Below are 26,998 nucleotides of genomic sequence, written 5' to 3'. Positions count from 1 at the left end.
CGGTGTCCGAAATCGTTGAGATATTGCACGTGCGGCGTTTGTTGGAATGCGAGGCGGCGCGGCAGGCAGCCAGCGTCAACTCGGCCCCCGAGGATTGGTTGAACTTTAAGGCTGCGATCGAGAAATTCCTTGCAAATGATCGACCAGATGCCGTCACTCATGCCGATTTTGATTTTGATTTACACATGCATATTGCTAAAATCGCCGGATCCAAACTGCTGGCAGAGATGATCCAAGGCCTGAAACTTAAAACCCGTATTTTCGATCAGGGGGAGATCCCGTCGCGTTTTGAGCCTGGTGCCCGTGAGCACCTTGAAATTATAGACGCAATTCTTGCTCGCGACCCGGATGCAGCCGAAGCCGCCATGCGTCGGCATATCGAAAATGCCCGCGAAGCGATCCTGGCACACATTCATCGACTTTCCTGACTAAATATTAGTCAAACCCAATTTTTGACCCGCGCAAGTCTCTTGCGCGGGTCTTTGCTGCATTGACACCTGGAGTTCCGTTGGTATACCAAATAACGAATAAGGGCAGTGTTGTAGTAATTTCCCTTGATGAATCGGCGTCGCCGCAGCTTCGAATTGGGCTCTTTTGTAGCCGCGATGAGCCGCTTGTGTAGACGTTCCAGATGCGTGTTTTGGGGCCGCAAAAGTGATGCAATCGCGCCCCGGTGCCTGGAGATGCCCGCATGACCATCTATGTGATCAACCCCAACAGTTCAGAGCATGTCACCGACGGGATTGATGATGCCATTGCTCCAATGCGTCAGATATCACCGGTTCCGATTTCCTGCCTCACCCTTAAGGAGGGTCCTGCGGGGATTGAAACGCAGGCGCATGTCGATGGCGTTGTTGGTCCCCTGCTGAAGCTTGCCGGGGGCTTGCAAGAAGATGCCTCTGCTTTTGTGGTTGCTTGTTTCTCAGACCCCGGTCTGGCGGCGCTTCGGGAGGCGCAGACCATACCGGTTCTCGGCATTGCGGAAAGCGCCTACCTCCAGGCCATGATGCTGGGTCAACGTTTTGGAATCTTGTCTCTGGGCCGCGCTTCCATTCAGCGGCATATACGGTATCTCGGGGCTCTTGGCGTTCGGGACCGGCTGGCCGCAGATCTGCCGCTCGGGCTTGGTGTTCTGGATCTCGCGGATGCGGACAGAACTATCGCCCGATTGGCAGAGGTTGGCGGAACGCTGAGAGATCAATTTGGCGCCGATGTCCTCATCACGGGATGTGCGGGGATGGCGCAATATCGAACACTGCTTGAAGAAAAGACAGGTTTGCCGGTTGTCGATCCGTGCCAGGCAGCAACAGCTGCCGCGATCGGTCAACTGGCGCTGAGAACCTGCGCATAACAAAGGGAGAATCGGGCATGACCCGACTGACGGAAGAGGCGCAGGGCGTCTACGTGATCGCTGTGACGCCGTTCAACGACAATGGCGCTCTCGATATGGAGAGTGTTGACCGGATGGTGGATTTCTATCTGGAGGCCGGTGCGACCGGTTTGACGGCGCTGGGCATGATGGGAGAGGCACCCAAGCTGACAACAGCAGAGTCCCTTGAGGTTGTTGAAAGGATCCTTGGCCGTTTGAACGGGCGTATCCCTCTGGTCGTGGGCGTTTCAGCACCGGGGTTCGCTCAAATGGCGGAACTCAGCAAAGCGTCGATGGATGCTGGCGCAGGAGGTGTGATGATTGCACCGCCCGGGAACCTCAAGACCGATGCCCAGGTTGTGACCTATTACACTCAGGCAGCGGAATTCATTGGCGATGTGCCGTTTGTCTTGCAGGATTTCCCGTTGGCAACGGGGGTGCATATTCCGGTAAGCGCCATTGCCAGGATCGTTGAAGACATCCCGACCTGCGTGTGTCTCAAACATGAGGACTGGCCGGGCCTCGAAAAGATCTCTGCACTGCGGGCAGAGGGGGCGCTTGCCCGCCGGATCTCGATCCTGTGCGGTAATGGCGGTTTGTTCCTGCCGGAGGAAATGGATCGCGGCGCTGATGGGGCTATGACCGGCTTTTGTTATCCAGAAATGATGCGGGACGTTGTGCGCTATACGCACGCCGGAGACGCTGCGCGGGCGCGCGACCTTTTCAACGCTTACTTGCCGCTGGCCCGTTACGAGCAGCAGCCGGGTCTTGGCCTGGCCGTGCGGAAATACGTGCTTGCCAAGCGGGGTGTGATTGGCAGCGCTGCCTTGCGGCGGCCAGGTGCCGGGCTCACCAAAGCGGCGCAGGCCGAAGTCGATGCGCTCTTGGCGCGTCAAGAAGAAAGACTGAAGGAACTAAACTGATGGATCTTGGGATCAAAGGAAAACGGGCGCTTGTTCTTGGTGCTAGCCGTGGTTTGGGGGCCGCCATTGCGAAGAGCCTGGCGGCAGAAGGCGCCGATGTGATCGCCGCGGCCCGGAATGCGGATGCGATCACAGAGTGGGCAAAGACGACAGATGGCTCTGTCACGGCTCAAAAGCTGGACGTGGCGAATGCCGCTGAAGTCGATGCGGTACTGGACAGCCTGCTGGAAGCTGGAAACATAGATATTCTGGTGAATAACGCTGGTGGCCCACCTCCGGGACGCAGCACGGATCCGGCGCGTGCCGACTGGATGGCACATTTCGAGACCATGGTCGCCAACCTGATCCATATTGCCAACCGTTGTCTGCCGGGCATGGAAGACGCCGGCTGGGGCCGGATCGTGACAATCTCCTCGTCCGGTGTTGAGCAGCCGATCCCGAACCTGGCCCTGTCCAATGGCCTTCGGTCGGCGCTTGTCGGCTGGTCCAAGACACTGTCCACCGAAGTCGCGTCGAAAGGGATCACCGTCAATATCGCAATGCCCGGGCGCATTCATACGACCCGTGTCGATGAATTGGATGCAGCGGCGGCCAAACGCCTTGGCAAGAGCGTCGAGGACGTTGCAACACAGTCGGCAGCCGCCATACCGGCAGGGCGTTATGGCCGGCCAGATGAATTTGCGGATGTCGTCACCTTCCTCTGTTCCGAGCGTGCGTCCTATGTGACGGGCAGCAAGATCCGGATTGACGGCGGCAGCATTCGCGGGATTTAGAACGTTTGGTTATTGGTTGATATCTCAGTTGCCCGCGGCTGATTGGGAGCGCATTTAGGTACGCGTTCCCAATGTCAGCTGCGGGGAAGAAAGCTTCCGCTCCAGTTGCGGCTTGCTGAAGACACCTTGCAGATCTCCAGAAGCGAAACGCCAGACCGTGCCTTAGTCACCCAGTGGCTGTGGTCCGGTGCGGCCGTGATAGGCGGTGAGGGAGGCGCGGATGCGGCGGAGGTTTTCTTTCGTCGTGTCCGCAGATTCCTGCGCCACTGCGGTCGCCAATGCATCGATCACCACCAGATGTACATATCGTGAGGCTGTCGGTTTAAAGATCGCCCGGTCTTCGGGGACGTCGATCAGGACCGGAACTTTGGCTGCGGCTGCAAGCCTGGTTCCCGGTTTTGTGATGCAAATCGTGGTCGCGCCATAACCATTTGCAATTTCCGCAGCGCCTACGATTGCATCTGCTTCACCGCTGGCCGAGACCAGAAAGAGCGTATCTCCGGGCCCGAGCGTTGCGGCCCGCATCTGGAGCAGATAGCTGTCACTTACATGGAATGACGGTATACCAAGCCGGAAAAACCGGTTTGCCGCTTCTTGAGTGATCATGGACGAGCCGCCGCCGATGCCGGCAAAGAGGATTTGCCGTGTATTCAGGATAACGTCCCTGGCTGCATCCAGCATGTCCGTCTCGACTTGCTTTCGAAGAGTGTCGACCGAGGCATAAAGCGCGCCGATCACCTGGTCGATGGCCGTGTTGGTGTCTGGAACGTCGGGTATTGTGTTTGCGCCCATGTATTGCGCGCTCACAGCCAGGTTCTGCACCAGGCGCAGTTTGAAGTCCCGGAAACCTGAACATCCCAGACTGCGGCAGAACCGGATGACCGTCGGTTTGCTGACCTCACAGTGATCGGCCAAATCACCGATTGTCATGTTGCTGATCGCATCAAGATGGTTCTTGACGTAGGTCGCGACCCTTTGCTCCTGGGCAGCAAAGTTCCCATCCAGATTGTTCAGTGCGGACAGCACGTCAAAAACACCCGGTCCGCCTTTTTGAGGTGGTCGCATGGGGGTGCCGCCCGCATCAGGTGTTTCAGTTTCGAGTGTAACTTCAGGGTCATTTGTCATGAAACTAAGTTACATATCTCTGTCTAAACAATCAAGAAACTCCGTATAATCAAGCGAAACGAAACTAGAAATGTAACTAAATTTCATTTTTGCGTTGAACTTGAGGTCTTTCGATGTCATAAGCGTAACTGAGTTACAGGCCGCATTCTGGGAGGAAGATGTTGGTTCAGGATTGTGCAGCCATAACAAGCGAGCGGGTGAACAAGGTTGTTGAGTTTGTTGTTGCGGGTTTGATGCTCGCACTCGTGCTCGACGTCTGGCTCGGCGTCGTCGACCGCTACTACTTCCGTTGGCAGTTGCCCTGGCCGGAAACGCTGGCCCGCTATCTGATGATCTGGGCAGCGATGCTCGCTGTGTCCTCCGGTATCGCCCGGCGCGATCATATTGGGCTTACGGCCTTTGTCATGATCTTTCCGGTCTCCGTCAGGCGAATAGTGCTGATCGCGATGGATCTGCTGTCGCTGGCGCTCTTCCTTTATGTCGCCTGGTACGGAATTGCTTTTGCCCAAAGCGGTGCGCCCCGGCACGCCATGATCTTCGGCATGAGTCTGGCGCCCTTCTATGCGGCGATCCCCGTCTCCGCGGCATTGTGTTCGGTTCAGCTTGTTCTTGTCCTCTTGCGGGATCTCGGTGGTTACCTCGACAAACCCGTGTTTGCCGAACCTGTAATGGAGGACGGCCAATGATCGTCGCCATCTCATTTGTTGTCCTGATCCTTTTTGGCATGCCGATCGGATTTGCCATTGGTCTTGCCGGTGTCATCGGTCTGATCGATATGGGCGGCGGCTCGTTCCTTGCGATTGGGCCGAGCAAGATCTTCAACGGACTGAACATCTTTCCGTTCCTTGCCATGCCGTTTTTCATTCTGGCCGGTGAGATCATGAACGGGACGGGCATAACAACCCGTTTGGTGAAACTCGCTCAGGTCCTGGTTGGTCGCTTTCGCGGTGGTCTTGCACACACGAACATGCTGGCATCCGTCTTCTTTGCCGGTCTGACCGGATCTGCAACCGCTGATGCCGCAGCGTTCGGGCGGACACTCGTTCCGGCCATGGTCAAAGAAGGTTACAAGCGCGATTACGCCTGTGCTGTCACCGCAGCTGGTTCCATAATTGGGCCAACCATTCCGCCATCCGGTCTGATGGTGGTCTATGGTTCGCTTATGGGTGTTTCGATCGCAGGGTTGTTTGCGGCAGGCATCCTTCCGGGACTCGTGATATGCGCCGTATGCATGGGCGTCATCGTCGTTGGCGGCAAGCGGGAAAACCTGCCGCAAGCCTTGCGCGGGGCCAGCCTCAAGGAAGTCTGGCAGACATTCGTCTCCTCCCTGACGGCACTCGCCATGCCAGTTATCATCCTTGGCGGAATTCTTGGCGGTATCGTCACGCCGACAGAGGCAGCTTCCATTGCCGTTGCCTATGCGCTCTTCATTGGCGCCGTCGTTTACCGCACGCTGACTTTCAAGAACTTCTATTCCATGCTGGTTCGTACTGCACGGATCACCGGTGTCATCTTCGTCATTATCGCCTTTGCCAGCGTGCTCGGCTGGTGGATGAGCTTTGAACGTATTCCGCAGCTCATGGCGGAGACGGTCCTGAGCCTTTCAGACAACCGGTATGCCGTCATCGCCATCATCATCGGCATTTTGCTGGTTGTCGGCATGGTCATGGATATCACCGCAATCCTGATCATCCTAGCGCCAGTGCTTGTACCTTTGACCGAGCAGGTTGGTCTCGAGCCGATCCACGCCGGAATCATCTTCGTCCTTGCGCTGAACATTTCGCTGATGACGCCGCCCGTCGGCGCCTGTCTGTTTGTTCTTTCCTCCGTGACCGGAGAACGCCTGGAACGCATCTCGGTGAAGTTGATGCCGTTCCTGATCGCCGAGGTCGCCATTCTCTTCATCTTCGCTTTCTGGGAGGACGCCGCCCTGCTCCTGCCCAGACTCCTTGGCTTTGCCAACTAACCAAAACAAACACCAGAGAGGGTAATCACATGAAACGGACTGCATTATCTGCGGCGCTTGCCGCCACCTTGATCGCCAGCACCGCCTATGCGGACGGAGGCGTTATTCGCTTCGGTCACGATAACAAGACCGACCCGTTTGAAAATCCGGCCCATGCTTGCACCGCCGTCTTTGACAACCTAGTCACTTCCGGCACCAACGGCAGTGTTTCTGTCGAGGTTTTCGGCTCCAACCAGCTTGGTTCAGCGGCAGAACATGTTCAGCAGGTGCGTGATGGCCTGCTTCAGGCGACGCTGACCTCTACCGGAGCGCTTGCCAGCTATTATCCGCGCATTGATGTTCTGAACCTGCCGTTCGCCTTCAACGGAAATGCTGCGACCTATGAAGTCTTTGACGGAGATTTCGGTAAGGCTCTTGCCGCAGACATTGAGGCTGAAATTGGTGATGTTGTTGTGCTCGGGTTCCCGGACACGGGCGGGTTCTTTGCCGTCACGAACTCGCAGCGCGAGATTGCCAAATTGGCTGACTTTGACGGCATCCGTATTCGCACCATGACCTTGCCGTCGCACCAGACTATTGTGAAAGCTCTTGGCGCAGAAGCTTATCCGCTGTCCTGGGGCGAGGTCTATTCTGGCCTGCAAACCGGCGTGATTGATGGTCAGATGAACCCGGTCCCGATCATCTCCTTCGCGAACTTCGCAGAGGTTCAGGAATATCTGACGCTAACCAATCATCTGTTCTCGCCGTACACGTTCTTGATGAACCGTGCCTTCTACGAGGGCCTGTCCGACAGCGAAAAAGCCACCGTGCATACTGCCGCTGAGAACTGTGTTGCAGCCAGCCGGGGCCTTTCCCGCATCATTGAAGCTTCCGACCGCGGTCTTGCAGGGCTCGCCGATGACATCAAGGTCACCGCGCTCAGCGATGACCAGCGGGCGGAGATGGCAGCAGCTACACAGCCGGCATTCGAAACGCATGTCGCAGAGAACCTCGACCCGAAGGCCAATGAGCTGCTGGTGAAGTTCCGCGATGCAGTCAACAAGGCAAACGAAGCCTCCTATTTGAACTGATCGGCACGGCCGGATGGCCGTCTGAAGAACTTGCCGGAGGCCGCCAAATGGTCTCCGGCATATAATAATCACCCGGACAGGACCCAATCCATGCGGATCTTCTGTGCATCGCTCGCCACAGAGACAAATACGTTTTCGCCTCTGCGGACGGACTTTTCTGACTTCAAACAGAGTTTTTATGCAGCTCCCGGCGCTCATCCGGAAACGCCAACTCTGTGCAGCGGTGTTTTCCCAGCGCTTCGCCGGGCATCTCAGGACCTTGATTTCGACCTTATAGAGGGCACTGCCACCTGGGCCGAGCCTGGGGGGCTTTTGAACGCTGGGACCTGGGTCTATTTGCGGGACGAGATCCTGGAGCAGGTCCGTGAAGCCTTGCCGCTGGATGGCGTTGTTCTGGGCCTGCATGGCGCGATGATCGCAGATGGCTGCACCGATTGCGAAGGTGCTCTGCTGGAAGCCGTTCGGGGCATTGTCGGGCCAGAGACGATCATCGGTGTCACTTTTGATCCGCACAGTCACCTTAGTCAGAAGCGGGTCGACAATGCGGACATCATCACCGTGTTCAAGGAATTCCCGCATACGGATTTTGCCGAAACGGGCGAAGCCTGTGTCGCACTTGTTTTGCGAGCCTTGAGGGGCGAAATCAAACCGGTCGTATCCGCCTATGATGTGCGCATGATCGATATCCTGCCGACCAGTCAGGCTCCAATGCGCGGTTTTGTCGACCGCATGAAAGCGCTGGAAGAAGACGGAACCGTGCTTTCAGTCTCAGCCATTCATGGGTTCATGGCCGGGGATTCTCCGGACCTTGGTGCCAAGATCGTTGTTGTGACCGACAATGACCGGTCAAAGGGGACCGATATTGCGACGCGTCTGGGCAAGGAATTGTTTTCCTTCCGAGGGCAGACAAAGCCCCAGTTTTTGACCGCATCGGATGCCTTGGCCAAGGCAGCCAGAGCGGACAAAGGCCCGGTGGTCGTTGCGGATGTCTGGGATAATCCAGGTGGTGGCGTTGCCGGTGATTCTACTTTGATGTTGCGCGAAGCTATGGCCCAGGACCTCCAATCGGCGGCGTTTGGAACCATTTGGGACCCGATGGCCGTGCGGCTCTGTCATGCGGCCGGGGAGGGGGCACGTCTTAACTTGCGATTCGGCGGCAAGACGTCCTCGACCGCTGGCGATCCGGTCGACGCTACCGTGACCGTGCTCAAAAACCAGCGGGAGGCGGTACAAAGCTTCGGCACATCGATTGTTCCCCTGGGCGACTGTTCTGTCATCCGGCTTGGCGGCATCGATGTGGTGCTGAACTCTAATCGCAGTCAGGCATTTTCGCCGGACCTTTTCACCAATCTCGGCATCGACGTCACAGCCAAAAAAGTTCTGGTGGTGAAGTCGACCAACCACTTCTACGGTGCATTTTCAAAGATTGCGGCGGAGGTACTTTATGCCTCTGTTGACGGTCCTTACCCCAATGACCCGAAAACGACGCCCTATTCCCGTTTGACGCGCCCGCTGTGGCCGATCGTCTCCAACCCCTTCGAAATGGCCCTTGCATGAGTTTTGAAGACATCCAAACGCCGGCAGTACTCGTTGATCTCGACATCGCCGAGGCAAACATCGACGCTTATCAGGCCTATTGTATGAAACATGGTCTTGCCTTGCGCCCGCATATCAAGACCCACAAACTGCCGTTTCTGGCAAAGCGTCAGCTTGACGCCGGAGCAATTGGTATCACCTGCCAAAAGATCAGCGAAGCTGAAGCGATGATCACGGACGGTGGCATCGATGATGTCCTGATCACCTTCAATGTCCTTGGGGCGGAGAAGCTGGAACGGCTCAAGGCGCTGGCCGGGAAGGTCCGCTTGAGTGTCGTTGCGGATAACACCTCAACCGTGAAGGGTTTGTCGGACGCTTTTTCTGACACCGCCAGCCGACTCACCGTGCTGGTTGAATGCGACACCGGCGCGGAGCGGTGCGGCGTCACCAGTCCGGAAGCGGCGCGGGACCTGGCGCAAATCATAAACCAGAGCCCTGGCCTGACCTTCGGCGGGCTGATGACCTATCCGCCAGCCGGCAAGGAAGCAGCGGTTCAGGACTGGCTCACCAAAGCCCGGGACCTGATCGAGGCTGATGGTCTGAAGGTCGCCGTGATATCGAACGGTGGATCACCTGGAATGTGGCAGGCGGAAAACGTACCGGTTGCGACCGAATACCGGATCGGCACATACGTCTACAATGACCGATATTTAGTGAGCCGGGGAGTTTGTGACTGGGGCGACTGCGCTTTGACGGTACTTGCAACGATTGTCTCTGTGCCAGTTCCAGATCGGGCCGTCATTGATGCAGGTACCAAGGTCCTGACCTCCGATCTCCTCGGACTGAACGGCCATGGCCACGTTCTTGGCCGCCCGGACATAACCGTTGATGCCTTGTCGGAAGAGCACGGAGTGCTGCGCGCCGAAACCATTAGCCTTGAGGTGGGTGACCGGATCCGGATCGTGCCCAATCACGTCTGCGTGGTCAGCAATATGGTTGATGAGGTTCAGCTTGTCCGAGGTGAACAAGCGTTAGGGCCGTCGCCCGTATCTGCCCGTGGCAAGGTGGTCTGATCCATGGTCGACATACTGTGTATCGGGGAACCGCTCTATGAGCTCAACGAGCAGCCCGACGGCTCTTTCTTGCCCGGGTGCGGCGGCGATGTCTCCAATGTCTGTATCGCGGCTGCGCGCCAGCAAACCTATGTCGGATTGATCGCCAATATTGGAGCAGACACCTTTGGTGAAAAACTTCAGGAAACCTGGCGGCGCGAAGGTGTGTCCACGAAGTACGTTACGTCAAAGCCCGGCGAGGATACCGGGATCTATTTTGTCCAGCATGACGCGAACGGACACAAGTTCCTCTACCGGCGCAACGGGTCTGCTGCAACCCGTATGACTCGGGAAGACATTCCACAATCCGCCATCGCGGACGCTTCGCTGGTTTATGCCTCGGGCATCAGCCTTGCGGTATCGGATGATTTGCGGGACGCCACGCGCCACGCAATTGAAGTCGCTGTCGCAAACGGCCGGACAGTGGCCTTTGATCCGAACTTAAGGACCGCGCTCTGGTCGCTGGACGAAGCCCGCGCGGTGACGCATCAGGTCATGAAACACTGCGATATCGCCTTGCCGGGCCTTGAGGATGCCCGTGCGCTGACCGGGCACACAAGCCCGGAAGAGATCGTCCGGTTCTACCACACTCTTGGAGCGCGCGTTGTTGCCCTGACGCTCGGTGCCGATGGTGTTGCCGTCTCTTGCGGGGACGGAGTTAAGATAATCCCTGGTGAAGCCGTGGAGACGGTGGACGCGACCGGTGCCGGAGACTGTTTCAACGGTGTCTTCATGGCCGCGTGGCTGCGCTCTGGTAATGCAGTCGAAGCTGCAGGCATCGCTAATCGCGCCGCTGCGCACTCGACCACAGCCTATGGCGCGGTCACCGCACCGAACATGACCCTTTCCTATTAAAAACCAAAAAGGATGCTTGAACATGAGCCAAGCCACGATCGAACGATTCGGCGGCGGTAAAACCGGTGCCGGCGGACAACCTCTTCCCTTCGCAACAGCCGTACGCGCTGGGGACTTTGTCTTCATTTCCGGCCAGGTCGCCATGAAGGAAAATGGCGAGATCGAACCGGGCGGCGTGGAAAGCCAAACCAAACGCACCATGGAAAATGTCATCGCAGCGCTCGCCCTTGCGGACTGCACGCTCGATGATGTCGTGAAGGTTGGCGTCTGGCTGGACGACACACGGGACTTCTGGACCTTCAACAAGGTGTACGCCAGCTATTTCCCGAATGGTGGTCCGGCCCGCTCGACGGTTCGTTCCCAGCTGATGGTCGACGCAAAGGTCGAGATCGATGCGGTCGCGTACAAACCGCTCCCAAAAGCCGACTGATTTAGAGTGGAGACCGGGGCTATCGGCTCCCGGTCTCTCATAAGATTCAAAGATCGCGAGAAAAGCGCAGGTTTTCAAACGCGTTTATGCGGCGTTATCAGAGCTCCGCTTCCTCCAGAACCTTCTTGGCCACCCGGAAGCACTCCAGGGCCTGGGGGACGCCGCAATAGATGCCGATCACGTGGATGATGGCGCGAATCTCCTCCTTGGAAACGCCATTTGTAACGGCTCCGCGGCAATGGGTTTCCCATTCTGTCATCTTGCCGAGCGCCCCGATCATGGCGAGGTTCATCATGGAGCGGGTCTTGGCGTCGATGACATCATCGCCCCAGCCAAAGCCCCAGCACCAGGCGGTCATTGCTTCCTGAAAAGGGCGTGTGAAGTCATCAGCGGCCGCAAGGTTCTTCTCCACATACTCCGCGCCAAGGGTTGCCTTGCGTTGCGCAAGTCCTTTTTCAAATAGATCCTGATCCATCAGCCTATCCTGATTGCAATGTTTTTGGTTTGAACGTAGTTGAGCAGGGCCTCGCGGCCCTTTTCCCGGCCATAGCCGGATTTGCCAAAGCCGCCGAACGGCGTTTCGACCCCGCCAGCGTACCATTCATTGACGAACACCTGACCTGCCCGGAGCTGCCGGGAGGCCCGCATGGATCGGTCGACATTGGCGGTGAAGACCCCGGCCACCAGGCCGTAGGGCGTACCGTTGGCAATCTCGAGCGCTTCACGTTCGTCCCGTGCTTTCAGCACAGACAGCACCGGACCGAAAACTTCATCGCTTGCAATTCTCATGTCAGGTGAAACATCGGTCAGAACCGTCGGCTCGAGAAAATAACCGGGGCGGTTCATGCGCCGGCCACCGGTCGCAACCTGGGCTCCTTCGCGCTCCGCTTGAGAGACCATGCCAGCAGCGCGTTGACATTGGCCTTCAGAGATCATTGGTCCCATATTTGGGCCAAAGTCGGGAAACTCGAGACCCGGGCCGACCTTCAATTCTTCCGCCATGCCGACAATGCCGTCCACCAGCTTGTCATGGATGGCTTCATGGGCGATAACGCGGGACATGGCCGAACACACTTGGCCTGCGTTGAAGTAGATGCCCCAGCGGACATCCGAAAGGAATGCGTCGAGATCGGCGTCATCGTAGACGATTGCAGCCGATTTCCCTCCAAGTTCAAGTACACAGGGCACGACGTTCCGGGCCGCGGCCGTCGCAATGGCCGAGCCTGTAGCAACAGACCCGGTAAAGACGATCTGATTGACGTCGGGATGGGCGGACAAAGTCGCTCCTGCCTCCTTGCCAAGACCGCAGAGGATGTTCAAGACGCCTGCCGGCAGACCGCAGGCAAGGGCCGCATCTGCAAAATACCGGTTCGTGAGCGGATCGAGTTCCGGTGTCTTGACCACCACAGCAGATCCAACAGCGAGGGCCGCTGAAACAGACCGCGCCGTCATCTCCATCGGATAGTTCCACGGAATGATCTGGGCGGAAACGGCAAAAGGCTCGTGGACGGTAAAGTCGAAATACCCGCCGCCCAAAGGGATCGACCGGCCTTCCATGGTTTCGGCTTGGTTACCGTAGTATTCGAAATACCGGGCTGCGCCCTCGATTTCGAGCTTCGCTTCCCAGAGTGGCTTTCCTGCTTCCCGGGTCAGGATTGGGGCGATTTCATCGATGCGATCCATAAGGTAATCACCCATTTTGCGGACAATCCGTCCTCGCTCTACAGGGCGAAGATCCATCCACGTGCGGCTGTCGCTGACCCGTTTGGCCGCCCGAACCGCGCGATCGACGTCAGCGGCATCCGCCAGCGCCTGCTCGGCAAGTTTCTCTCCGGTGCCCGGATCGAGTACTTCGAGACGTCCGGCGCCACCGTCCACAAACGCGCCGTCGATGAAGTTTTGCCAGTAAGCTGGTACTTGGGTCACGAGGGTATAATCCTGTTGGCGTAGAGCCGGTCGTAATGCGGCTTCATGCGTTTGTGGACATGCTGGACCCTTGCTGGAGCCTCTGAAATGTCCACGTATTTCCTCTTTTGGGTTGTTAGGCCTGTGGACCGCTTCAGGTTCTCATGAAACGACCCGCCATCCCACCAGCTGTATTGTCCAGTGTCGGCACCCGGCTCCCAAGACAAGGCTTCCTTTATGAACGGAATGCCGACGGCTTCACAAAAGGCTTCGACCGTTTTCTCCGGCGTTTCAAGCAAGTCATTGCTGTCAATCACCGGCGGAGGTGTGCCGTTCAAGGCCGTGAGCAGATCGTAGAGGGCCCGTTGTTCTGGAAACCCGACTTCGGCGGCGTCGAAATCCGGCCACTTGTCATACATCGAAGTGATGGTGAGGGCTGGATCGCGGATCAGGAAGGCATGGGTGAAGTTGGAGAGAAACTCCGGGTCCCACATGTGGTTCACATAATGGGGGAAGTCCTTGATGAATACCGGGCCTTTTTCAGCGCGCTCTTGAATGTCCTGCCAAACGCTTTGCAGAGTAAGCCCCTGCGTGGTCTTGTCGCCAGGTCTCCATCTCGGCCAGAACGGGTCTTCTCCCTGATACCAGGCTTCGCCAAAGGGTTCGTGGAGACAATCCAGATCTCCCCTTTGGCGCATCATCCATTCAAAGGCTGTAGAGGTCGAGCGCGGCACGGCCCATAGAGCAATGATCTTATGCATTCAGAGACCTCAAGAGTTGCCCGTTTTCGCCAGCCGGAGCCAGCCCCAGCGATTTGAAAATCCGCCAGTAAAGTGCCGTGTCGTGCGCGATTACCGGTTTGCTAAGGCGGTCTTCAAGCATGCTTGTGAGGTGCAGCATCCGTTGCGGTTGCTGGTTGGGACCTGTGCGGAAATTGACCATTCCGTTGGCCAGGTAGGCATCTGCCTGCGGGGCCTTTTCGGCAACGTAATCGAAGCTTTTTGCTGCAAGATCAGCTTCAAAGATCCAGCGTTGTTTGTTGACGTCGTCCTGAGTGGAAAACCAGCCCTGGTCAACGAAATTGCCTGCCCAAAGCACATCGAACCCGGCTTCTTTCAAGAACCCAACTGTGCCCTGCCACCACTTTGGCCAGTGATAGACTGCGTTCAGGGCCACCTTTTCAACGTTCGTGGCACGCAAGGCTTCAACCATCGCATAGCCGGCCATGTGAAACGCGAGACCATGTTTATCACTCATCTTTTTGCAGAAGTCAGAGATACCCTCAACGCCCAGGCCAGAGGCGTGCACCCAGTTGGACCCCACCTGACCGCACACGTCCGCACCATTGTTTGCCATCAGCGCGGCAAATTCCTCCAGCATTGCAAAGTTTTGCTTCCGCTGGTCGAGTTGGTGACCGTAGTCCGGCGCATGGAGCATCCACCCGTGCACTCCAACTGAGGGGGGGGCGATGCGCAGAAAGTCTGATGGGGCAGCATCCCAGTCCCGGGGCGGACAGGTAAACCCGACCTGATGCGTAAACAGCTTCTGATCAGCCGTCCAGACGTCCGGCATGTGCCAGGCAGCCTTGGACGCTGTTTCGCTCGTCATGCTTCGCGCATCCAGCTTTGCAGTGCCTGTACAGAGTGTTCGGAATGCACACCGCAGGCTGGATCTAGCACCAGAGGTCCGGGTTTGTATCCGCGGCTCTTGAGACCGCGCTGTACCGATTCCACCAGGTAGATGTCTTCTTCGACCGTGGTCGAGCGGTCCTGCACTGCAAGACGGCGCACCACTTCACTGTCGACACCGTCAATGGTGTACCAACCGCGCCAGACAACGACGTGATCCACATCGACCGCGCGCCAGTGATAGGTGTTCAAGATGTTGCCCGGGTAGACCTGGAAGGAGAACAACGGCCACAAGAACCAGGAAGAATAGTCTCCCGCATGTTCGTTGGAATCGAGGTCGATCTCATAGGTCATGCGCTCCAGATTTTGACATTCTGTTGTGTGGCGCAGGCAATACCCTTGCGGCTGAATGTCATAGGTTTCGGGCTTGATGACACCGGTCGCGAAAGTCGGGTGGTTGATGGGGCAGTGATAGCACTCGGAATAGTTTTCGACCGAGACTTTCCAATTGCAGTTTTCTTCGATTTCCACCCACTCGAGCGGCTGTAGCCGATCGATATGCGGAACAAAGGATCTCAGCTCTTCCCGAACATTGGGAAACCATTCGTCCATAGGCTTGGCATTGGGATCTAGGTTTACAAACAGGAAGCCGCAGAAATTCTCAATCTGGACGGTGCTCAGGCAAATTTGGTTGCGGTCGAATCCTGGGACTGATTTGACATTGGGTCCGGACCGCAGACCTCCAGTGAGTTCATAAGTCCAGCTGTGATAAGGGCACACCAGCAGCTTGGTGTTGCCTTCGCCTTGAACCAGCTGATGGGCCCGGTGCTGACAAACGTTGAAATAGGCGCGCAGCACACCCTCGCGATCCTTCAGGCAGACAATACTTTCACCTGCGATGTCGATCGTGAAATAATCGCCTGGTTTTTGCAGCAAAGACGCATGTCCTGCAAATTGCCACGTTCGTGCCAGCAGGCCGTCCTTCTCCCGCTCAAAGTGAGCAGGATCGGTATAGTACCGCGCTTCGAGCGAATGGATCAGCTGGCTGTGAACGTTCATGAGCGGTCCTTCCATTCTTCCTGATAGAGCCCCATGGCATGGCGGCGGGTGTGGAACTTCTCAATGTTTGCAACGACATCGGGTGGTGCGTCGGCAATGACAAAGGCAAGCAGCGTTTCTAACAACGCGATCGTTGACACGGACGAGGGGAAAAACTGCGGAGTTTCGGCGTCGATGATGAAGGCGTGATCGCTGCCGACCACGATGGGGGAAGCCGGGCTGTCCGAGATTGCGACGATTGTCAGGCCCTGTTCGCGGGCAACCTCAACCGCTTCAATCACGTCGGTTCGATACGGTTTGCAGGTCATGGCGAGCAACACATCGCGTTTGTCTGCCCGGGCCAAGTCGTCTGTTGCGACAGACCCCATACGCGGGATCGTCCAAATCGTGTCAACGGCCATGTCTGCAAGGTAGGTAAAGTTGCGAGCGTTGGAGTTGTTGACGCCAACGCCGAGCACATAGGTGTGCCGCGCATTCACGATCGCATCGGCGGCCGCTTTCATGGCATTCGCATCGGTTGCCGCAAAAGTGTTCTCGATGTTCGAGATTGCGCAGGCCGCCATTTCGGCAAAGAGCTCACCCAATTTGCCACCTTTGGATAGGGACTGCAGCCAACGCGCCCTGTCCGGAAAATCTGTACCTCTGCTGCGGATCGCTTCGCGGAACGGCTGCCGGAAGTCCTCATAGCCTTCAAAACCCACAGACCGTGCCATGCGCACAAATGTGTTGGGTTTTACCCCGGCAGCATCTGCGATCTCGCGGATTGAGCTGACGCCGACATCATTCGGATTTTCAAGCACATAGCTTGCCGCCTTGCGCAGCTCTGGGGTCAACACCTCAAGCTCGGCAGCCAGGTCGTCGAGTACCGTCTGCGGTGCCTTCAAATCAGATTTTGGTACATTCATATCATTCATGATTGACGAGAGTACATTTGTACAATTACGCTGTCCATCGAAAAATCACGGTCCATGGAGATGCGACGTGTCAGAACTTGGAGCTACGAAACTGCCGTCTTCGGCACGTGTTGTCATTGTTGGCGGCGGCATTATGGGATGCGGCCTTGCCTACCATCTGGCGCATGAGGGCTGGTCCGATGTTGTGCTTTTGGAAAAGGCGGAGTTGACATCCGGTTCGACCTGGCACGCGGCAGGGCAGATCACGCATTCCACTTCCAGCTTCGGCCTTGGAAAATGTGTCGGATACAACATTGATCTCTATTCCGGTCTTCTGGAAGAAGAGACCGGCCAATCCGTGACATGGCATGGCTGCGGATCATTCCGGCTGGCCTATACCGAAGATGAAATGGACTGGCTGCGCCACACCATGAGTGTTGGCCGGGCCCTGCAGTTTCCGATGGAACTGGTCGGGCCGGAGCGGATCCGGGAGTTGCATCCCTTCTACAATCTCGACGGCGTTCTCGGCGCATTGCATACGCCGGATGATGGTCACGCTGACCCGTCCGGGGTTACCCAGGCGCTGGCGATTGGCGCCCGGAAGCTCGGCGTCAAGATCATCCGCCGCTGCCGCGCGAAGGACATCAAGCAACTTGAGACCGGCGAGTGGAAGGTGTTTACCGAGCTTGGCGACATCACTTGTGAACATGTGGTGAATGCTGGTGGCACCTATGCGCGCCAGATGGGTGAATGGAGTGACCTGCAACTGCCGATGACCTCCATGACCCACCACTACATCGTCACCGACACGGTTCCGGAGTTCCTGGAGTTAGATAAAGAACTCCCGGTCATACGCGACGACAAGCTGGTCTCCGGCTACATCCGCATGGAGCAGAAATCCGGCCTGATCGGAATTTACGAGAAGGAAAACCCGAACACGGTTTGGGAAGATCATTGCCCTTGGGAAGCGGAAAACGAGCTGTTTGACGCCGACTACGACCGGATCATGCCCTGGCTGGAAAACGCCATGGACCGGATGCCGATTTTTGCAGAGCTCGGCATCAAGCGGGAAGTTCACGGTGCGATTTCGCACCCGCCGGACGGAAATCCGCTGATTGGCCCTGCACCAGGTGTCAAGAATTACTGGTGCTGCTGCGGCACCCAGATCGGCATCGGTTGGGGCCCGGGTCTGACACGCGAACTGGCCAGATGGATGGTGCATGGCGCCGCCGACATTTCCATGCGCGAGTTTGATCCACGCCGGTTCGGCGACTATGCCGACAAGGACTGGCAGGTGATCAAGGCCAAGGAAGACTATTGCCTGCGCCACGAAATTCCGTTCCCGCACTTCAACCGCCTGGAAGGCCGGCCGATCAAACCCAGCCCGCTTTATGAGCGTTTGAAAGACAAGGGTGCGGTTTACGAAGAAGTCTATGGTCATGAACGGCCGCGCTGGTTCGCAAAGGACGGTCTGGAACAGCGCGATTATTATTCCTTCAACCGGACTGAGTTGCATGGCGTCGTGGCGAAGGAAATGAAGGCAGTGCGGGACGCTGCCGGCATCATGGATATCTCGGCTTTCACCAAAATCGAAGTGTCCGGTTCGGACGCAGAAGCCTATCTCGATCATCTCGTTGCCAACAAGCTTCCCAAAAAGGTTGGCGGCATCGCCTTGACCCATATGCTCAACCGGCGTGGCCGGATTGAGCTGGAGCTAACCGTAGTGCGGCTTAGCCCGGACCGGTTCTATCTTGTCTGTGCAGCGTTCTTCGAGCAGCGTCTGCTTGATCACTTGGCCCAACACCTTGACGGTGAAACTGTAATGGTCCGAAACCTCTCGACCGACTGGGGGGCGATGGCGCTGAACGGGCCGCGGGCCCGCGATATTCTGGCTCCCAATACCCCGGCCGCGCTGGACAATGCGTCTTTCCGGTGGTTGACGGCACAGGAAATCGAAGTGGCGGGCCGCAAACTGTGGGCCTTCCGCATGTCCTATGCAGGCGAGCTTGGTTGGGAATTCCACGTTCCCCGGGAAGACATGCTGGCGGTGTACGACGCACTTTGGGCGACCGGGGAAAGTCTGGGTCTCGTGGACTACGGGTCCTTTGCGATGAATGCTCTGCGGCTCGAAAAAGGCTTCAAAGGCGCTGGTGAACTGACAAACGAAGTCACTTTGCCGGAAGCGGATGTGATGCGCTTTGTCAAACTGGACAAGGGTGACTTCCTCGGTCGTGAAGAAACCGCAAAGAGCGCGGATAGCGCACTTCCCTGGGTCTGTGTTTATCTTGAAGTGGAGCCGGATGGCGTTGCTGATGGCCATGGCGGAGAAGCTGTACTAATGGACGGGAAGGTCGTCGGGGCAACAAGCTCGATTGCCTACGGTCATTCAGTCGGCAAGATCCTGGCTTTTGCCTACGTCAAACCGGAGGCTGCGAACGCGGGAACCGAGTTGGAAGTCGTTGTCATGAACGGGGCGAGGGCTGCAAGAGTTCTCGATGTCTCGGCGTACGATCCGGACAGCATTTTGCCGCGCACAGATGCACCGGTCGGGGTGGCCGCGGAATGAGCATTCCCGCCACGATGAAAGCGATGGTTCTTGAGGGACATGGTGGTCTGGACAAGATCGTCTGGCATGAAAACTGGCCGACACCCGAACCGGGAGCCGGGCAAGTCCTCATCAAAGTCGGAGCTTGCGGCCTCAACAACACCGACGTGAACACCCGCTCCGGCTGGTATTCAAAAACAGTCTCCGAGGCGACCACAGGCGGGGCCTATAAGGAAGTCGCAGAGGAAGACCCGACGTGGGGCGGGAGACCTATTACCTTCCCGAGGATTCAAGGCGCCGATACGGTTGGCATGATCGTCGCGTTGGGAGATGGAGTTTCTGAAGACCTCTTGAACAGGCGCGTTATGGTCGACTGCTGGCTACGCGACTGGTCCGATCCGGACAACTTGGACAAGACCGGCTATTTCGGCTCCGAGTGCAACGGTGGCTTTGCCGAATATACGGTTGTTGATGCCCGGAATGTCGGGCCCATCGTCAGCACACTATCTGATGCAGAACTGGCAACATTTTCCTGTTCCTACACAACCGCAGAAGGGATGCTCAGCCGCGCCAATGTCGGTGCAAAGGATACGGTTCTGGTGACTGGCGCCTCGGGCGGTGTCGGATCGGCCTTGGTCCAACTCGCCAAACGCCGGGGCGCGACTGTTATTGCTCTGGCGTCGCCCGCCAAACATGCAGACGTTAAGGCGCTCGGCGCGGATCACGTTCTTGAACGCGTACCGGCAGATCTCAAAGCCGCCTTGAAGTCAGCAACCGGCGCTGACACGGTTTCCGTTGTGGCTGATATTGTTGGCGGGCCCTATTGGGGTGCCTTGATTAATGTCTTGAAACGTGGCGGCCGGTACACGTGCTCCGGCGCAATCGCGGGCCCGATCGTGGAACTTGATCTGAGGACCTTCTACCTGCGCGACCTGACATTTACCGGCTCGACCGTTATTGCTCCGCATATTTTCTCAGATGTTGTCGAGTACATTGAACGCGATGAAATCAGGCCGGCTTTGGCCGCGACCTACCCACTCAAGGAGTTTCACGCGGCACAAACCGCTTTCATCGAGAAGAAGCACACGGGCAACATTGTGGTGACCCCATGAAGATCACCCGCATCCGTGTCTACAAGACAGATCTTCCCTATGTCGATGGCGCATACGGCTGGGGAGCGGGCAATGCCATTACAGTGGCAAAGGCCTCGGTTGTCGTGATTGACACGGATGCGGGTGTGCAAGGCTGCGGCGAGTTCACGCCTTGCGGCGAGAACTACATGGTTGCCCATTCTGAAGGGGTTGAAGCGCTCGCGAAGCTCGTCGCACCGGTTCTGATCGGAGAAGATCCGAGGCAGGTGGCCCGGATCGAGCAGATCCTCGATCACACCATTCAGGGCCACGGCTATGCCAAGGCCCCGTTCGACGCCGCGTGCTGGGATATTTTGGGAAAGTCGCTGGATACGCCGGTTTGGCTTCTTCTCGGCGGAAAACTAACGGACGGCGCGCCCATGTACCGTGTCGCGCCGCATAGAGGAACCGAAGAGACGATCGCCGAGCTGGACCGGCATCGGGCTGCAGGATACCGGCAATTCCAGATCAAGGTCGGTGCGGACTGGTCCAGCGACATAGACCGCATCCGCGCAATCGTTCCGCTTCTGAAACCCGGTGAAAAAGCAATGGCCGATGCCAATCAGGGCTGGCGCGTCGACAATGCGCTCCGGGTGGCCCGGGCAACACGGGATCTCGACTTCATCTTCGAACAACCCTGCCGGACTTATGAGGAGTGCCTTCAGGTGCGCCGGCGGATCGATCTGCCAATGAAGCTCGACGAATGCGTGACCGGCATGCGGGCCGCACAACAGATTGTTGCCGATCAGGGTGCGGATCTGGTGTGCCTGAAAATATCGAACCTTGGAGGCTTGTCGAAGGCTCGGCGGATTCGGGACTTTTTCCTCGACAACCGGATCCCGGTTGTTGCCGAAGATACATGGGGCGGCGAAATCGCAACCGCAACGCTCACCCATTTTGCAGCGTCCACTCCAGCGGATTACCTGCAAAACACAACAGACCTCTGCAACTACAACACCCGTTCGACAGGAACACCGGCCCCAAAGACGAAGGATGGAAAGCTCTTCGCCTCTGACATGCCGGGGCTTGGGGTCTCACCGGATTTTCCGGCCCTTGGAGATCCGGTCGCCACCTATGGAGAGGCCGCATGAAGATCACAAAGATCTCGGTCTGGCAGATCGATCTGCCGCTCTCCAAACCCTACTGGCTTTCCGGTGGGCGGCTGAAATTCGAGCGGCTCGACAGCACCTTCGTGCGCATTGAAACCGACGAAGGTTTCACCGGCTGGGGGGAAGGGTGCCCGTGGGGCCATACTTACTTGCCAGCCCATGGTTCGGGTTTGCGCGCGGCTCTGGAGCTCTTGGCACCTGCCTTGATCGGCAAGGACCCGCGGGCGGTGGAGACGGTCAATCGGGCGATGGATCTGCACTTGCCCGGTCATCCGTACGCAAAAGCACCTTTGGACATTGCCTGCTGGGACATCCTCGGTAAGTCAAGTAGCACCCCGCTTTGGCGGCTCTTTGGTGCAGAAAATCCAGCAGAGGTCGCGATCAATTCGTCAATTTCAACTGGTACGCCAGACGAAATGATCGCGGATATTCAAGCCGCCAGTGCCAAGGGCTACAAGACCCACTCAGCCAAGGTCGGTGGCAGCAATTTCAAGGCCGACATCGAACGCATTGAGGCAATCTCAGCAACCTTGGCGCCGGACGAACAGGTCACCTTCGATGTGAACCGGGCATGGACACCAGGTGTCGCTCTACAGGTGCTGAACTCGGTTGCCGCCCGCGACTGGATCGAGCAGCCGTGTGAAACGCTTGCGGAGTGTGCGCTTGTGGCCGCCAAAGTGCCTCAGCCGATCATGCTGGATGAATGTCTGCATTCTTTTGCAGATCATCTTGATGCTTGGAAGGCGGGCATCTGCCAGGGCGTCAAGGTCAAGCCGAACCGGGTCGGTGGACTGACCAAGGCGAAACAGATCCGGGATTTTGGCATCTCGGTCGGTTGGCAGATGCACATAGAAGACACGGGCGGAACCGCGTTCGCGGACACAGCCGCCTTACATCTGGCGGCCGCAACGCCGGAGGCCAACAGACTGGCAAGCTGGCTGTGCCACGCGCATCTTGCTGTTGATCCAGTTCCCGGCCAGGGCGCGCGCAATGTCGGAGGCTCGGTTCATTTCGACCAGAGCCCCGGCATCGGTGTCGAACCTGATCCTGAATTTCTTGGTGACCCAATCGCGGTATATGGAGACGCCGCATGAAAAACGTGCCCGATCTTGAAATCTCGGGTCTGTCCCTGTGGCGGGTTCCACTAACTAGCCACGAGACCTACTACATGGCATCCGGCAAGGCCTGTGCCACCGTGGACAGCATGGTTGTGCGCATCGAGACCAAACAAGGCGTCTACGGTTGGGGCGAAGTCTGCCCGATCCCTCATTATTTGCCCGCCTATGCCAACGGTGTTGCTCCGGCCCTTGAAGAACTCGCACCCGTTCTGATTGGGCGGAGCCCGATTGGCGCGGAGGCTGCGATGGCGGCCTGCAACAAGCACCTGATCGGTCATGTCTATGCAAAATCTGCCATCGACATCGCACTGTGGGATTTGACAGGGAAGGCCTGCGGGTTGCCGATCTACACCCTGCTCGGGGGACTGCAGACAGATCAACTCCCGCTCTATCACTCCATCACCTGCATTGCGCCGGATGACATGGTCCGGATCGCAAAAGACGCGATTGCAGCCGGCATGACCCAGATCCAGGTCAAACTTGGCGCGGACGATGATTGGCAAGCAGACGTTGCCCGCTTGCGGCTCGTTCGCGAAGCAGTTGGTCCTGGCCCGATCGTCTATGGCGACTGGAATTGCGGTGCGACCCGGATGGACGCAACCCGCGTCGGGCGTGCCGTTGCCAACCTCGACATCATGCTGGAACAACCGTGCCAAACGCTGGAAGAGTGCGCTGCAGTCAGGGCTGCCACCGGTTTGCCGATGAAGCTCGATGAAAACGCCCATGACACTACCAGCCTCTTGAAGGCCTATGAACTTGGCTGCATGGATGCGGTGGCTCTGAAACTGTCCAAATTCGGTGGCATTACCGAACTCCGGAAAGCCCGGGATCTGTGTCTTTATGCCGGCGCGCGCATGTGTGTTGAGGATACCTGGGGTTCGGACATCGCAACAGCTGCAGCGCTTCATGTCGCCGCCGCAACTCCCCGCCAGGGCATCATGAATGTTTGCGATTTGTCCGGCTATGTTGCACCCAGAATTGATCCTGCAGCGCCATCGCGGACCGGTGGTTTCATTTCTCCTCCAAGTGGTCCGGGATTGGGTGTATCGCCCGATCCGGATGTGCTCGGAGATCCCATTCTCGACCTAGTGGCATAAGGCCAGCCTGAGAGGCACGCCCATGAAAACAAATATCTCGCAATCCGATTGGAAAAACCGTGCAGCCGAAGTCCTGCCGGCGGCCGGGTTCGGAAATTTCGACCCCTCTTTAATCTTGCGCGAAGGCAAGGGCTCGCGAGTTTGGGACGAAGATGGCAAAGAGTACATCGACTATCTGATTGGGTCCGGACCAATGATCCTGGGCCATGGTCATCCTGAAGTTCTGGACGCGGTGCAAGAACAGCTTGGCAAGGGCATGACGTTCTTCACCAACAATGCAGCCGGCATTGAGCTTGCTGAAGTCTTGGTCGAGGCCATGGCCTGCGCCGAGCAGGTCCGGTACGTGTCGACGGGCGGAGAAGCGGACATGTACGCCATGCGGCTCGCCCGCGCCTTTACGGGGAAAGACAAAATCCTCAAATTCGAGGGTGGCTATCACGGCATGTCCGGCGAAGCCTTGATGAGCCTTTCGCCGAAGACGCTTATCAATTTCCCGCAAGCCGTTCCAGATTCCGCCGGAATCCCGGAAAGCGTGCGTGACAACATGCTGATTGCACCGTTCAACGACGCAGATTTCGTCACGTCTCTGGTTGAGGAATATGCCGGCGAAATCGCCTGTATCATTGTGGAGCCTTTGCAACGGTTGATCCCGCCTGCACCTGGGTTTCTGCAGACCTTGCGGGATCTGGCAACCAAGTATGAAACCGTTCTGATCTTTGATGAAGTGGTGACCGGCTTCCGGTGCGCTTATGGCGGTGCGCAGGAGTACTACGGCGTCGTGCCGGACCTGTGCACGCTCGGCAAAATCATTGGCGGCGGTTTTCCGCTCGCCGCGATTGCGGGCAGATCTGAGATTATGGCCCATTTCGACAAGGCCGTTGTCGGCGACAAGAGTTTTACGTTTCAGGTCGGAACACTAAGCGGCAACCCCGTTGCCAGTGTGGCGGGCTTGAAGACGCTGGAAGTCCTGCGCCGTCCGGGCGCCTACGAGGAGATTAAGAAAAACGGTGAGCGGTTGATGCAAAGTTACGCGACGCATCTTTCGACCGCAGGCGTTCCTCACCAGATCGTTGGCGAACCCATGTTGTTCGATGTCGTCTTTACCGAAGACCCGGTGCGCGACTACCGTGATACGCTGAAGAACAACGCGGCGCAGGCCAAGGCGTTCAACGCATCGCTGCGCCAAAGCGGGATCTTGAAACCCGACAGCAAGCTCTACGCACACCTGGCGCTTTCAGCTGAGGACTTACAGCAAACCGACGAAGCAATCGCCACCGCAGCAGGGCAACTGTAAATACCTGGGCACCGCATTCTGATGATTGCGCGGCCGAGATCGAATGTTAGAAAGAGCGGCGTTCCTTATGCCGCTCTTTTTCCCCGCAAGAGCCAAACAAAGAAGACGCCCCCGACCAGACCAGTGACAATACCGATGGGCATGTCTTCCGGTGCCATGACGGTCCTGGCTGCAATGTCGGCCCAAAGAAGAAAGACCGCGCCAATCAGCGCGGAGCCCGGCAAAACACGGCGATAGTCGCCACCAACAATCAGTCTGACAACATGCGGGACCATCAGGCCGACAAAGCCGATGATGCCGGAGAACGCGACCATCACGCCGGTAATCAAGGCCCCGACAACAAACACGATGAGACGGAAGCGGGCGACCGGAATGCCGAGGGTGGAGGCTGTTTCGTCGCCGACCGTCATGGCATTCAGAGCTGCCGCTTGCGACATCAACCAGGCGCCACATGCAAGCAGGATGATGAGCGGGTAGACAAGTTGGCTCCACTGGGCGAGGCCCAGACCTCCCAACATCCAGAAGACAACCGTGTGGGTTGCACGAGGATCGCCTAGGAAAATCAACCCGTTTGCCGCTGCCATGACAATGAAGGACACGGCCACACCTGCGAGCACCAAACGGTCCGCGCTTGTCGCATCGGCAAAACGCGAAACACCCAACACAATGGCGGTGGCTCCCAAAGCACCCAGAAATGCAAACAGCGGGACCGTCAATAAACCAATGAACAAACCGGTATGAAGCAGGGCCAGAATTGCGCCAAAAGCGCCACCAGAAGAAATCCCCAAGAGGTGAGGGTCCGCCAGCGGATTGCGGGTTACGGCCTGGAGACTTGCTCCGACGATGGCCAGCCCCGCGCCCACCATCATGGCAAGCAGGGCTCTTGGAAAACGGATTTCCCAGACAATCGCTTCACGGCCTTGCGACCAAGTCTGTTCAATCATTCCAGGAGACATTTTGTTGAGGAATACGCCCCAAACGGTTCCAAGGTCGATCTGAACAGCGCCCACCGAAACCGCGAAAGAGAGCGAGACAAGGAGCAGCGCAAGCCCGCCAAGACCGGCTATCAGCTTGTTTCCAGACAATAGCGATTTTGCTTGAACAGTCCTGGTCTCGCTCACGGGTTCACTCGCTCCAGAGGGCTTCGGCGAGTGTTTTGATCGCTCTGATGTTGCGCGGTCCTGGCGTTGCCTCGACATACTCCAGCGTGACAAAGCGGTCGTTCTTGACGGCATCGAGATCTGCAAAAGCTGGATTGGACATCATGAACGCACGTTTCTGGTCTGCAGTGACTTCGCCGTAGTTGACGATCACGACGACTTCCGGGTTGCGTTCAACCACTTCTTCCCATGTGACGGTGGCCCAGCTTTTCTCAAAATCATCCATGATGTTCTTGCCGCCGGCAGCTTCGATGAGTGCGGTCGGCATGGCATAGCGCCCGGCGGTAAACGGGGTGTCTTCGCCGCTATCATAAACAAACACGCGCAGTGGTTCGCCTGTTTTGAGGTCCTGCTTGAACGCGGCAAGATCCGAGCGGTATCCTGCCACGAGGGCTTCGGCACGCTCTTCAACGTCAAAGATACGCCCCAAATTCAACAGGTCAGCATACATGTCCTCGATGCTGGCTTTGTCCTTGTCCATGATGTGGGTGCAGGATTCGGTGAGCTCATAAACCTTCACGCCCAAAGGTTCGAGCGTTTCTGGCGTGACCTCACCACCGACTTTCATTCCGTAGTTCCAGCCGGCAAAGAAGAAGTCGGCATCCGCGCCGATAATCACTTCCTTGGACGGATATTTGGAAGACAGCTCCGGAAGTTCCTGGACACCTGCCCGCATTTCTTCATCAAGCGTTTTCCAGCCCGAGATCCCGGTATAGCCCACCATTCGGTCCTCAAGACCGAGGACCAGCATCATCTCTGTCAAATTGACGTCGTTGGATATGGCGCGTTGCGGTGGCGCATCGAAGGTCACCACACGGTCGCAGCTCTGGACACTGGTTTCCGCGGCCGCAATCCCAGCAGAAAGAGCAAGTGCCAGGCCGGTCAACAATGTTTTCTTCAT

26 protein-coding genes are annotated in these 26,998 nt (G+C 57.4%); 17 read left to right on the top strand and 9 right to left on the bottom strand.

What is annotated here, in order from left to right; all coding sequences use genetic code 11:
• Window positions 1–2: 2 nt before the first annotated feature.
• The 4 genes from ACVDG4_RS14990 (at window position 3) to ACVDG4_RS14975 (ending at window position 3,065) form a co-directional block, all read left to right on the top strand.
• Window positions 3–428, top strand: coding sequence for a GntR family transcriptional regulator (locus ACVDG4_RS14990; RefSeq protein ID WP_306147868.1), 426 nt, complete (start codon window positions 3–5; stop codon window positions 426–428).
• Window positions 429–691: 263 nt separating this feature from the next.
• Window positions 692–1,351, top strand: a complete 660-nt coding sequence (locus ACVDG4_RS14985) for an aspartate/glutamate racemase family protein (protein WP_447235662.1) — start codon at window positions 692–694, stop codon at window positions 1,349–1,351.
• Window positions 1,352–1,368: 17 nt separating this feature from the next.
• The gene (locus ACVDG4_RS14980; protein WP_447235661.1) at window positions 1,369–2,292 is read left to right on the top strand and encodes a dihydrodipicolinate synthase family protein; all 924 of its coding nucleotides are present in this window, start codon (window positions 1,369–1,371) and stop codon (window positions 2,290–2,292) included.
• Window positions 2,292–3,065: an SDR family oxidoreductase gene (locus ACVDG4_RS14975; protein WP_447235660.1), complete on the top strand. Its 774-nt coding sequence runs from the start codon at window positions 2,292–2,294 to the stop codon at window positions 3,063–3,065. The genes ACVDG4_RS14980 and ACVDG4_RS14975 overlap by 1 nt, the downstream gene beginning before the upstream one ends.
• Before the next feature lie 162 nt (window positions 3,066–3,227).
• Here ACVDG4_RS14975 and ACVDG4_RS14970 read toward each other — a convergent pair whose 3' ends face one another.
• Window positions 3,228–4,190, bottom strand: coding sequence for a MurR/RpiR family transcriptional regulator (locus ACVDG4_RS14970; RefSeq protein ID WP_447235659.1), 963 nt, complete (start codon window positions 4,188–4,190; stop codon window positions 3,228–3,230).
• Between the two features lie 158 nt (window positions 4,191–4,348).
• On the opposite strand from ACVDG4_RS14970, the gene ACVDG4_RS14965 reads away from it, so the two are divergent.
• The 7 genes from ACVDG4_RS14965 (at window position 4,349) to ACVDG4_RS14935 (ending at window position 11,159) form a co-directional block, all read left to right on the top strand.
• A complete protein-coding gene (locus ACVDG4_RS14965; protein WP_447235658.1) occupies window positions 4,349–4,876 on the top strand; it encodes a TRAP transporter small permease in 528 nt (175 codons plus the stop codon).
• A complete protein-coding gene (locus tag ACVDG4_RS14960) occupies window positions 4,873–6,156 on the top strand; it encodes a TRAP transporter large permease (protein ID WP_409693699.1) in 1,284 nt (427 codons plus the stop codon). Before ACVDG4_RS14965 ends, ACVDG4_RS14960 begins: the two co-directional genes overlap by 4 nt.
• A 29-nt stretch (window positions 6,157–6,185) precedes the next feature.
• A complete protein-coding gene (locus tag ACVDG4_RS14955) occupies window positions 6,186–7,226 on the top strand; it encodes a TRAP transporter substrate-binding protein (protein ID WP_447235657.1) in 1,041 nt (346 codons plus the stop codon).
• A gap of 90 nt (window positions 7,227–7,316) precedes the next feature.
• Window positions 7,317–8,783, top strand: a complete 1,467-nt coding sequence (locus tag ACVDG4_RS14950; RefSeq protein WP_447235656.1) for a M81 family metallopeptidase — start codon at window positions 7,317–7,319, stop codon at window positions 8,781–8,783.
• Complete coding sequence (locus tag ACVDG4_RS14945) at window positions 8,780–9,835, top strand: D-TA family PLP-dependent enzyme (RefSeq protein ID WP_447235655.1); 1,056 nt, start codon at window positions 8,780–8,782, stop codon at window positions 9,833–9,835. The genes ACVDG4_RS14950 and ACVDG4_RS14945 overlap by 4 nt, the downstream gene beginning before the upstream one ends.
• 3 nt (window positions 9,836–9,838) lie before the next feature.
• Window positions 9,839–10,729 carry a sugar kinase gene (locus ACVDG4_RS14940; RefSeq protein WP_447235654.1) on the top strand — a complete coding sequence of 297 codons (891 nt, stop codon included), beginning with the start codon at window positions 9,839–9,841 and terminating at the stop codon, window positions 10,727–10,729.
• Between the two features lie 22 nt (window positions 10,730–10,751).
• The gene (locus ACVDG4_RS14935) at window positions 10,752–11,159 is read left to right on the top strand and encodes a RidA family protein (RefSeq protein WP_409693685.1); all 408 of its coding nucleotides are present in this window, start codon (window positions 10,752–10,754) and stop codon (window positions 11,157–11,159) included.
• A 97-nt stretch (window positions 11,160–11,256) separates the two neighbouring features.
• Here the strand turns inward: ACVDG4_RS14935 and ACVDG4_RS14930 are convergent, their stop codons facing one another.
• From ACVDG4_RS14930 to ACVDG4_RS14905, 6 genes are read right to left on the bottom strand one after another with little or no spacing between them, the layout of a single operon-like run.
• Window positions 11,257–11,634, bottom strand: a complete 378-nt coding sequence (locus ACVDG4_RS14930) for a carboxymuconolactone decarboxylase family protein (RefSeq protein ID WP_209174508.1) — start codon at window positions 11,632–11,634, stop codon at window positions 11,257–11,259.
• Complete coding sequence (locus ACVDG4_RS14925) at window positions 11,634–13,085, bottom strand: aldehyde dehydrogenase family protein (protein ID WP_447235653.1); 1,452 nt, start codon at window positions 13,083–13,085, stop codon at window positions 11,634–11,636. The genes ACVDG4_RS14930 and ACVDG4_RS14925 overlap by 1 nt, the downstream gene beginning before the upstream one ends.
• Window positions 13,082–13,825 (bottom strand): sulfotransferase-like domain-containing protein, encoded by a 744-nt coding sequence (locus ACVDG4_RS14920; protein WP_447235652.1) that lies wholly within the window; start codon window positions 13,823–13,825, stop codon window positions 13,082–13,084. Before ACVDG4_RS14920 ends, ACVDG4_RS14925 begins: the two co-directional genes overlap by 4 nt.
• A complete protein-coding gene (locus ACVDG4_RS14915; protein WP_447235651.1) occupies window positions 13,818–14,672 on the bottom strand; it encodes a hypothetical protein in 855 nt (284 codons plus the stop codon). Before ACVDG4_RS14915 ends, ACVDG4_RS14920 begins: the two co-directional genes overlap by 8 nt.
• Complete coding sequence (locus ACVDG4_RS14910) at window positions 14,669–15,751, bottom strand: aromatic ring-hydroxylating oxygenase subunit alpha (RefSeq protein WP_447235650.1); 1,083 nt, start codon at window positions 15,749–15,751, stop codon at window positions 14,669–14,671. Before ACVDG4_RS14910 ends, ACVDG4_RS14915 begins: the two co-directional genes overlap by 4 nt.
• On the bottom strand, window positions 15,748–16,656 hold the full coding sequence (locus ACVDG4_RS14905) for a MurR/RpiR family transcriptional regulator (RefSeq protein ID WP_447235649.1): 909 nt from the start codon (window positions 16,654–16,656) through the stop codon (window positions 15,748–15,750). Before ACVDG4_RS14905 ends, ACVDG4_RS14910 begins: the two co-directional genes overlap by 4 nt.
• Before the next feature lie 76 nt (window positions 16,657–16,732).
• Here ACVDG4_RS14905 and ACVDG4_RS14900 point away from each other — a divergent pair, with 76 nt between their 5' ends.
• Genes ACVDG4_RS14900 through ACVDG4_RS14875 form a run of 6 tightly spaced genes read left to right on the top strand, consistent with a single transcriptional unit; the run spans window position 16,733 to window position 24,937 of the window.
• Window positions 16,733–19,210 (top strand): FAD-dependent oxidoreductase, encoded by a 2,478-nt coding sequence (locus tag ACVDG4_RS14900; protein WP_447235648.1) that lies wholly within the window; start codon window positions 16,733–16,735, stop codon window positions 19,208–19,210.
• Window positions 19,207–20,301: an alcohol dehydrogenase family protein gene (locus tag ACVDG4_RS14895; RefSeq protein ID WP_447235647.1), complete on the top strand. Its 1,095-nt coding sequence runs from the start codon at window positions 19,207–19,209 to the stop codon at window positions 20,299–20,301. Before ACVDG4_RS14900 ends, ACVDG4_RS14895 begins: the two co-directional genes overlap by 4 nt.
• On the top strand, window positions 20,298–21,410 hold the full coding sequence (locus ACVDG4_RS14890) for a mandelate racemase/muconate lactonizing enzyme family protein (RefSeq protein ID WP_447235646.1): 1,113 nt from the start codon (window positions 20,298–20,300) through the stop codon (window positions 21,408–21,410). The genes ACVDG4_RS14895 and ACVDG4_RS14890 overlap by 4 nt, the downstream gene beginning before the upstream one ends.
• Window positions 21,407–22,522: a mandelate racemase/muconate lactonizing enzyme family protein gene (locus tag ACVDG4_RS14885; RefSeq protein WP_447235645.1), complete on the top strand. Its 1,116-nt coding sequence runs from the start codon at window positions 21,407–21,409 to the stop codon at window positions 22,520–22,522. Before ACVDG4_RS14890 ends, ACVDG4_RS14885 begins: the two co-directional genes overlap by 4 nt.
• Window positions 22,519–23,643, top strand: a complete 1,125-nt coding sequence (locus ACVDG4_RS14880) for a mandelate racemase/muconate lactonizing enzyme family protein (protein ID WP_447235644.1) — start codon at window positions 22,519–22,521, stop codon at window positions 23,641–23,643. The genes ACVDG4_RS14885 and ACVDG4_RS14880 overlap by 4 nt, the downstream gene beginning before the upstream one ends.
• 22 nt (window positions 23,644–23,665) lie before the next feature.
• On the top strand, window positions 23,666–24,937 hold the full coding sequence (locus ACVDG4_RS14875; protein WP_447235643.1) for an aspartate aminotransferase family protein: 1,272 nt from the start codon (window positions 23,666–23,668) through the stop codon (window positions 24,935–24,937).
• A 65-nt stretch (window positions 24,938–25,002) separates the two neighbouring features.
• Here ACVDG4_RS14875 and ACVDG4_RS14870 read toward each other — a convergent pair whose 3' ends face one another.
• Together ACVDG4_RS14870 and ACVDG4_RS14865 are read right to left on the bottom strand one after the other, a co-directional pair.
• Entirely contained in the window at window positions 25,003–26,058 is a 1,056-nt protein-coding gene (locus ACVDG4_RS14870; protein WP_447235642.1) for a FecCD family ABC transporter permease, read from the bottom strand.
• A gap of 4 nt (window positions 26,059–26,062) precedes the next feature.
• Window positions 26,063–26,998 carry an ABC transporter substrate-binding protein gene (locus tag ACVDG4_RS14865; RefSeq protein WP_447235641.1) on the bottom strand — a complete coding sequence of 312 codons (936 nt, stop codon included), beginning with the start codon at window positions 26,996–26,998 and terminating at the stop codon, window positions 26,063–26,065.

This window comes from Roseibium sp. MB-4 (genome assembly GCF_053005265.1).
The sequence above is the reverse complement of the archived record's forward strand: the minus strand, read 5'-3'. Positions and strand labels throughout refer to the sequence as shown.

What these genes read in the sequence shown, in the direction of transcription:
- ACVDG4_RS14930 (WP_209174508.1), bottom strand. Translation starts at nt 11,634, where the DNA reads ATGGATCAGGATCTATTTGAAAAAGGACTTGCGCAACGCAAGGCAACC.
- ACVDG4_RS14885 (WP_447235645.1), top strand. Translation starts at nt 21,407, where the DNA reads ATGAAGATCACAAAGATCTCGGTCTGGCAGATCGATCTGCCGCTCTCC.
- ACVDG4_RS14960 (WP_409693699.1), top strand. Translation starts at nt 4,873, where the DNA reads ATGATCGTCGCCATCTCATTTGTTGTCCTGATCCTTTTTGGCATGCCG.
- ACVDG4_RS14985 (WP_447235662.1), top strand. Translation starts at nt 692, where the DNA reads ATGACCATCTATGTGATCAACCCCAACAGTTCAGAGCATGTCACCGAC.
- ACVDG4_RS14970 (WP_447235659.1), bottom strand. Translation starts at nt 4,190, where the DNA reads ATGACAAATGACCCTGAAGTTACACTCGAAACTGAAACACCTGATGCG.
- ACVDG4_RS14955 (WP_447235657.1), top strand. Translation starts at nt 6,186, where the DNA reads ATGAAACGGACTGCATTATCTGCGGCGCTTGCCGCCACCTTGATCGCC.
- ACVDG4_RS14980 (WP_447235661.1), top strand. Translation starts at nt 1,369, where the DNA reads ATGACCCGACTGACGGAAGAGGCGCAGGGCGTCTACGTGATCGCTGTG.
- ACVDG4_RS14875 (WP_447235643.1), top strand. Translation starts at nt 23,666, where the DNA reads ATGAAAACAAATATCTCGCAATCCGATTGGAAAAACCGTGCAGCCGAA.
- ACVDG4_RS14965 (WP_447235658.1), top strand. Translation starts at nt 4,349, where the DNA reads ATGTTGGTTCAGGATTGTGCAGCCATAACAAGCGAGCGGGTGAACAAG.
- ACVDG4_RS14950 (WP_447235656.1), top strand. Translation starts at nt 7,317, where the DNA reads ATGCGGATCTTCTGTGCATCGCTCGCCACAGAGACAAATACGTTTTCG.
- ACVDG4_RS14890 (WP_447235646.1), top strand. Translation starts at nt 20,298, where the DNA reads ATGAAGATCACCCGCATCCGTGTCTACAAGACAGATCTTCCCTATGTC.
- ACVDG4_RS14940 (WP_447235654.1), top strand. Translation starts at nt 9,839, where the DNA reads ATGGTCGACATACTGTGTATCGGGGAACCGCTCTATGAGCTCAACGAG.
- ACVDG4_RS14945 (WP_447235655.1), top strand. Translation starts at nt 8,780, where the DNA reads ATGAGTTTTGAAGACATCCAAACGCCGGCAGTACTCGTTGATCTCGAC.
- ACVDG4_RS14905 (WP_447235649.1), bottom strand. Translation starts at nt 16,656, where the DNA reads ATGAATGTACCAAAATCTGATTTGAAGGCACCGCAGACGGTACTCGAC.
- ACVDG4_RS14920 (WP_447235652.1), bottom strand. Translation starts at nt 13,825, where the DNA reads ATGCATAAGATCATTGCTCTATGGGCCGTGCCGCGCTCGACCTCTACA.
- ACVDG4_RS14865 (WP_447235641.1), bottom strand. Translation starts at nt 26,998, where the DNA reads ATGAAGAAAACATTGTTGACCGGCCTGGCACTTGCTCTTTCTGCTGGG.
- ACVDG4_RS14935 (WP_409693685.1), top strand. Translation starts at nt 10,752, where the DNA reads ATGAGCCAAGCCACGATCGAACGATTCGGCGGCGGTAAAACCGGTGCC.
- ACVDG4_RS14915 (WP_447235651.1), bottom strand. Translation starts at nt 14,672, where the DNA reads ATGACGAGCGAAACAGCGTCCAAGGCTGCCTGGCACATGCCGGACGTC.
- ACVDG4_RS14895 (WP_447235647.1), top strand. Translation starts at nt 19,207, where the DNA reads ATGAGCATTCCCGCCACGATGAAAGCGATGGTTCTTGAGGGACATGGT.
- ACVDG4_RS14910 (WP_447235650.1), bottom strand. Translation starts at nt 15,751, where the DNA reads ATGAACGTTCACAGCCAGCTGATCCATTCGCTCGAAGCGCGGTACTAT.
- ACVDG4_RS14975 (WP_447235660.1), top strand. Translation starts at nt 2,292, where the DNA reads ATGGATCTTGGGATCAAAGGAAAACGGGCGCTTGTTCTTGGTGCTAGC.
- ACVDG4_RS14880 (WP_447235644.1), top strand. Translation starts at nt 22,519, where the DNA reads ATGAAAAACGTGCCCGATCTTGAAATCTCGGGTCTGTCCCTGTGGCGG.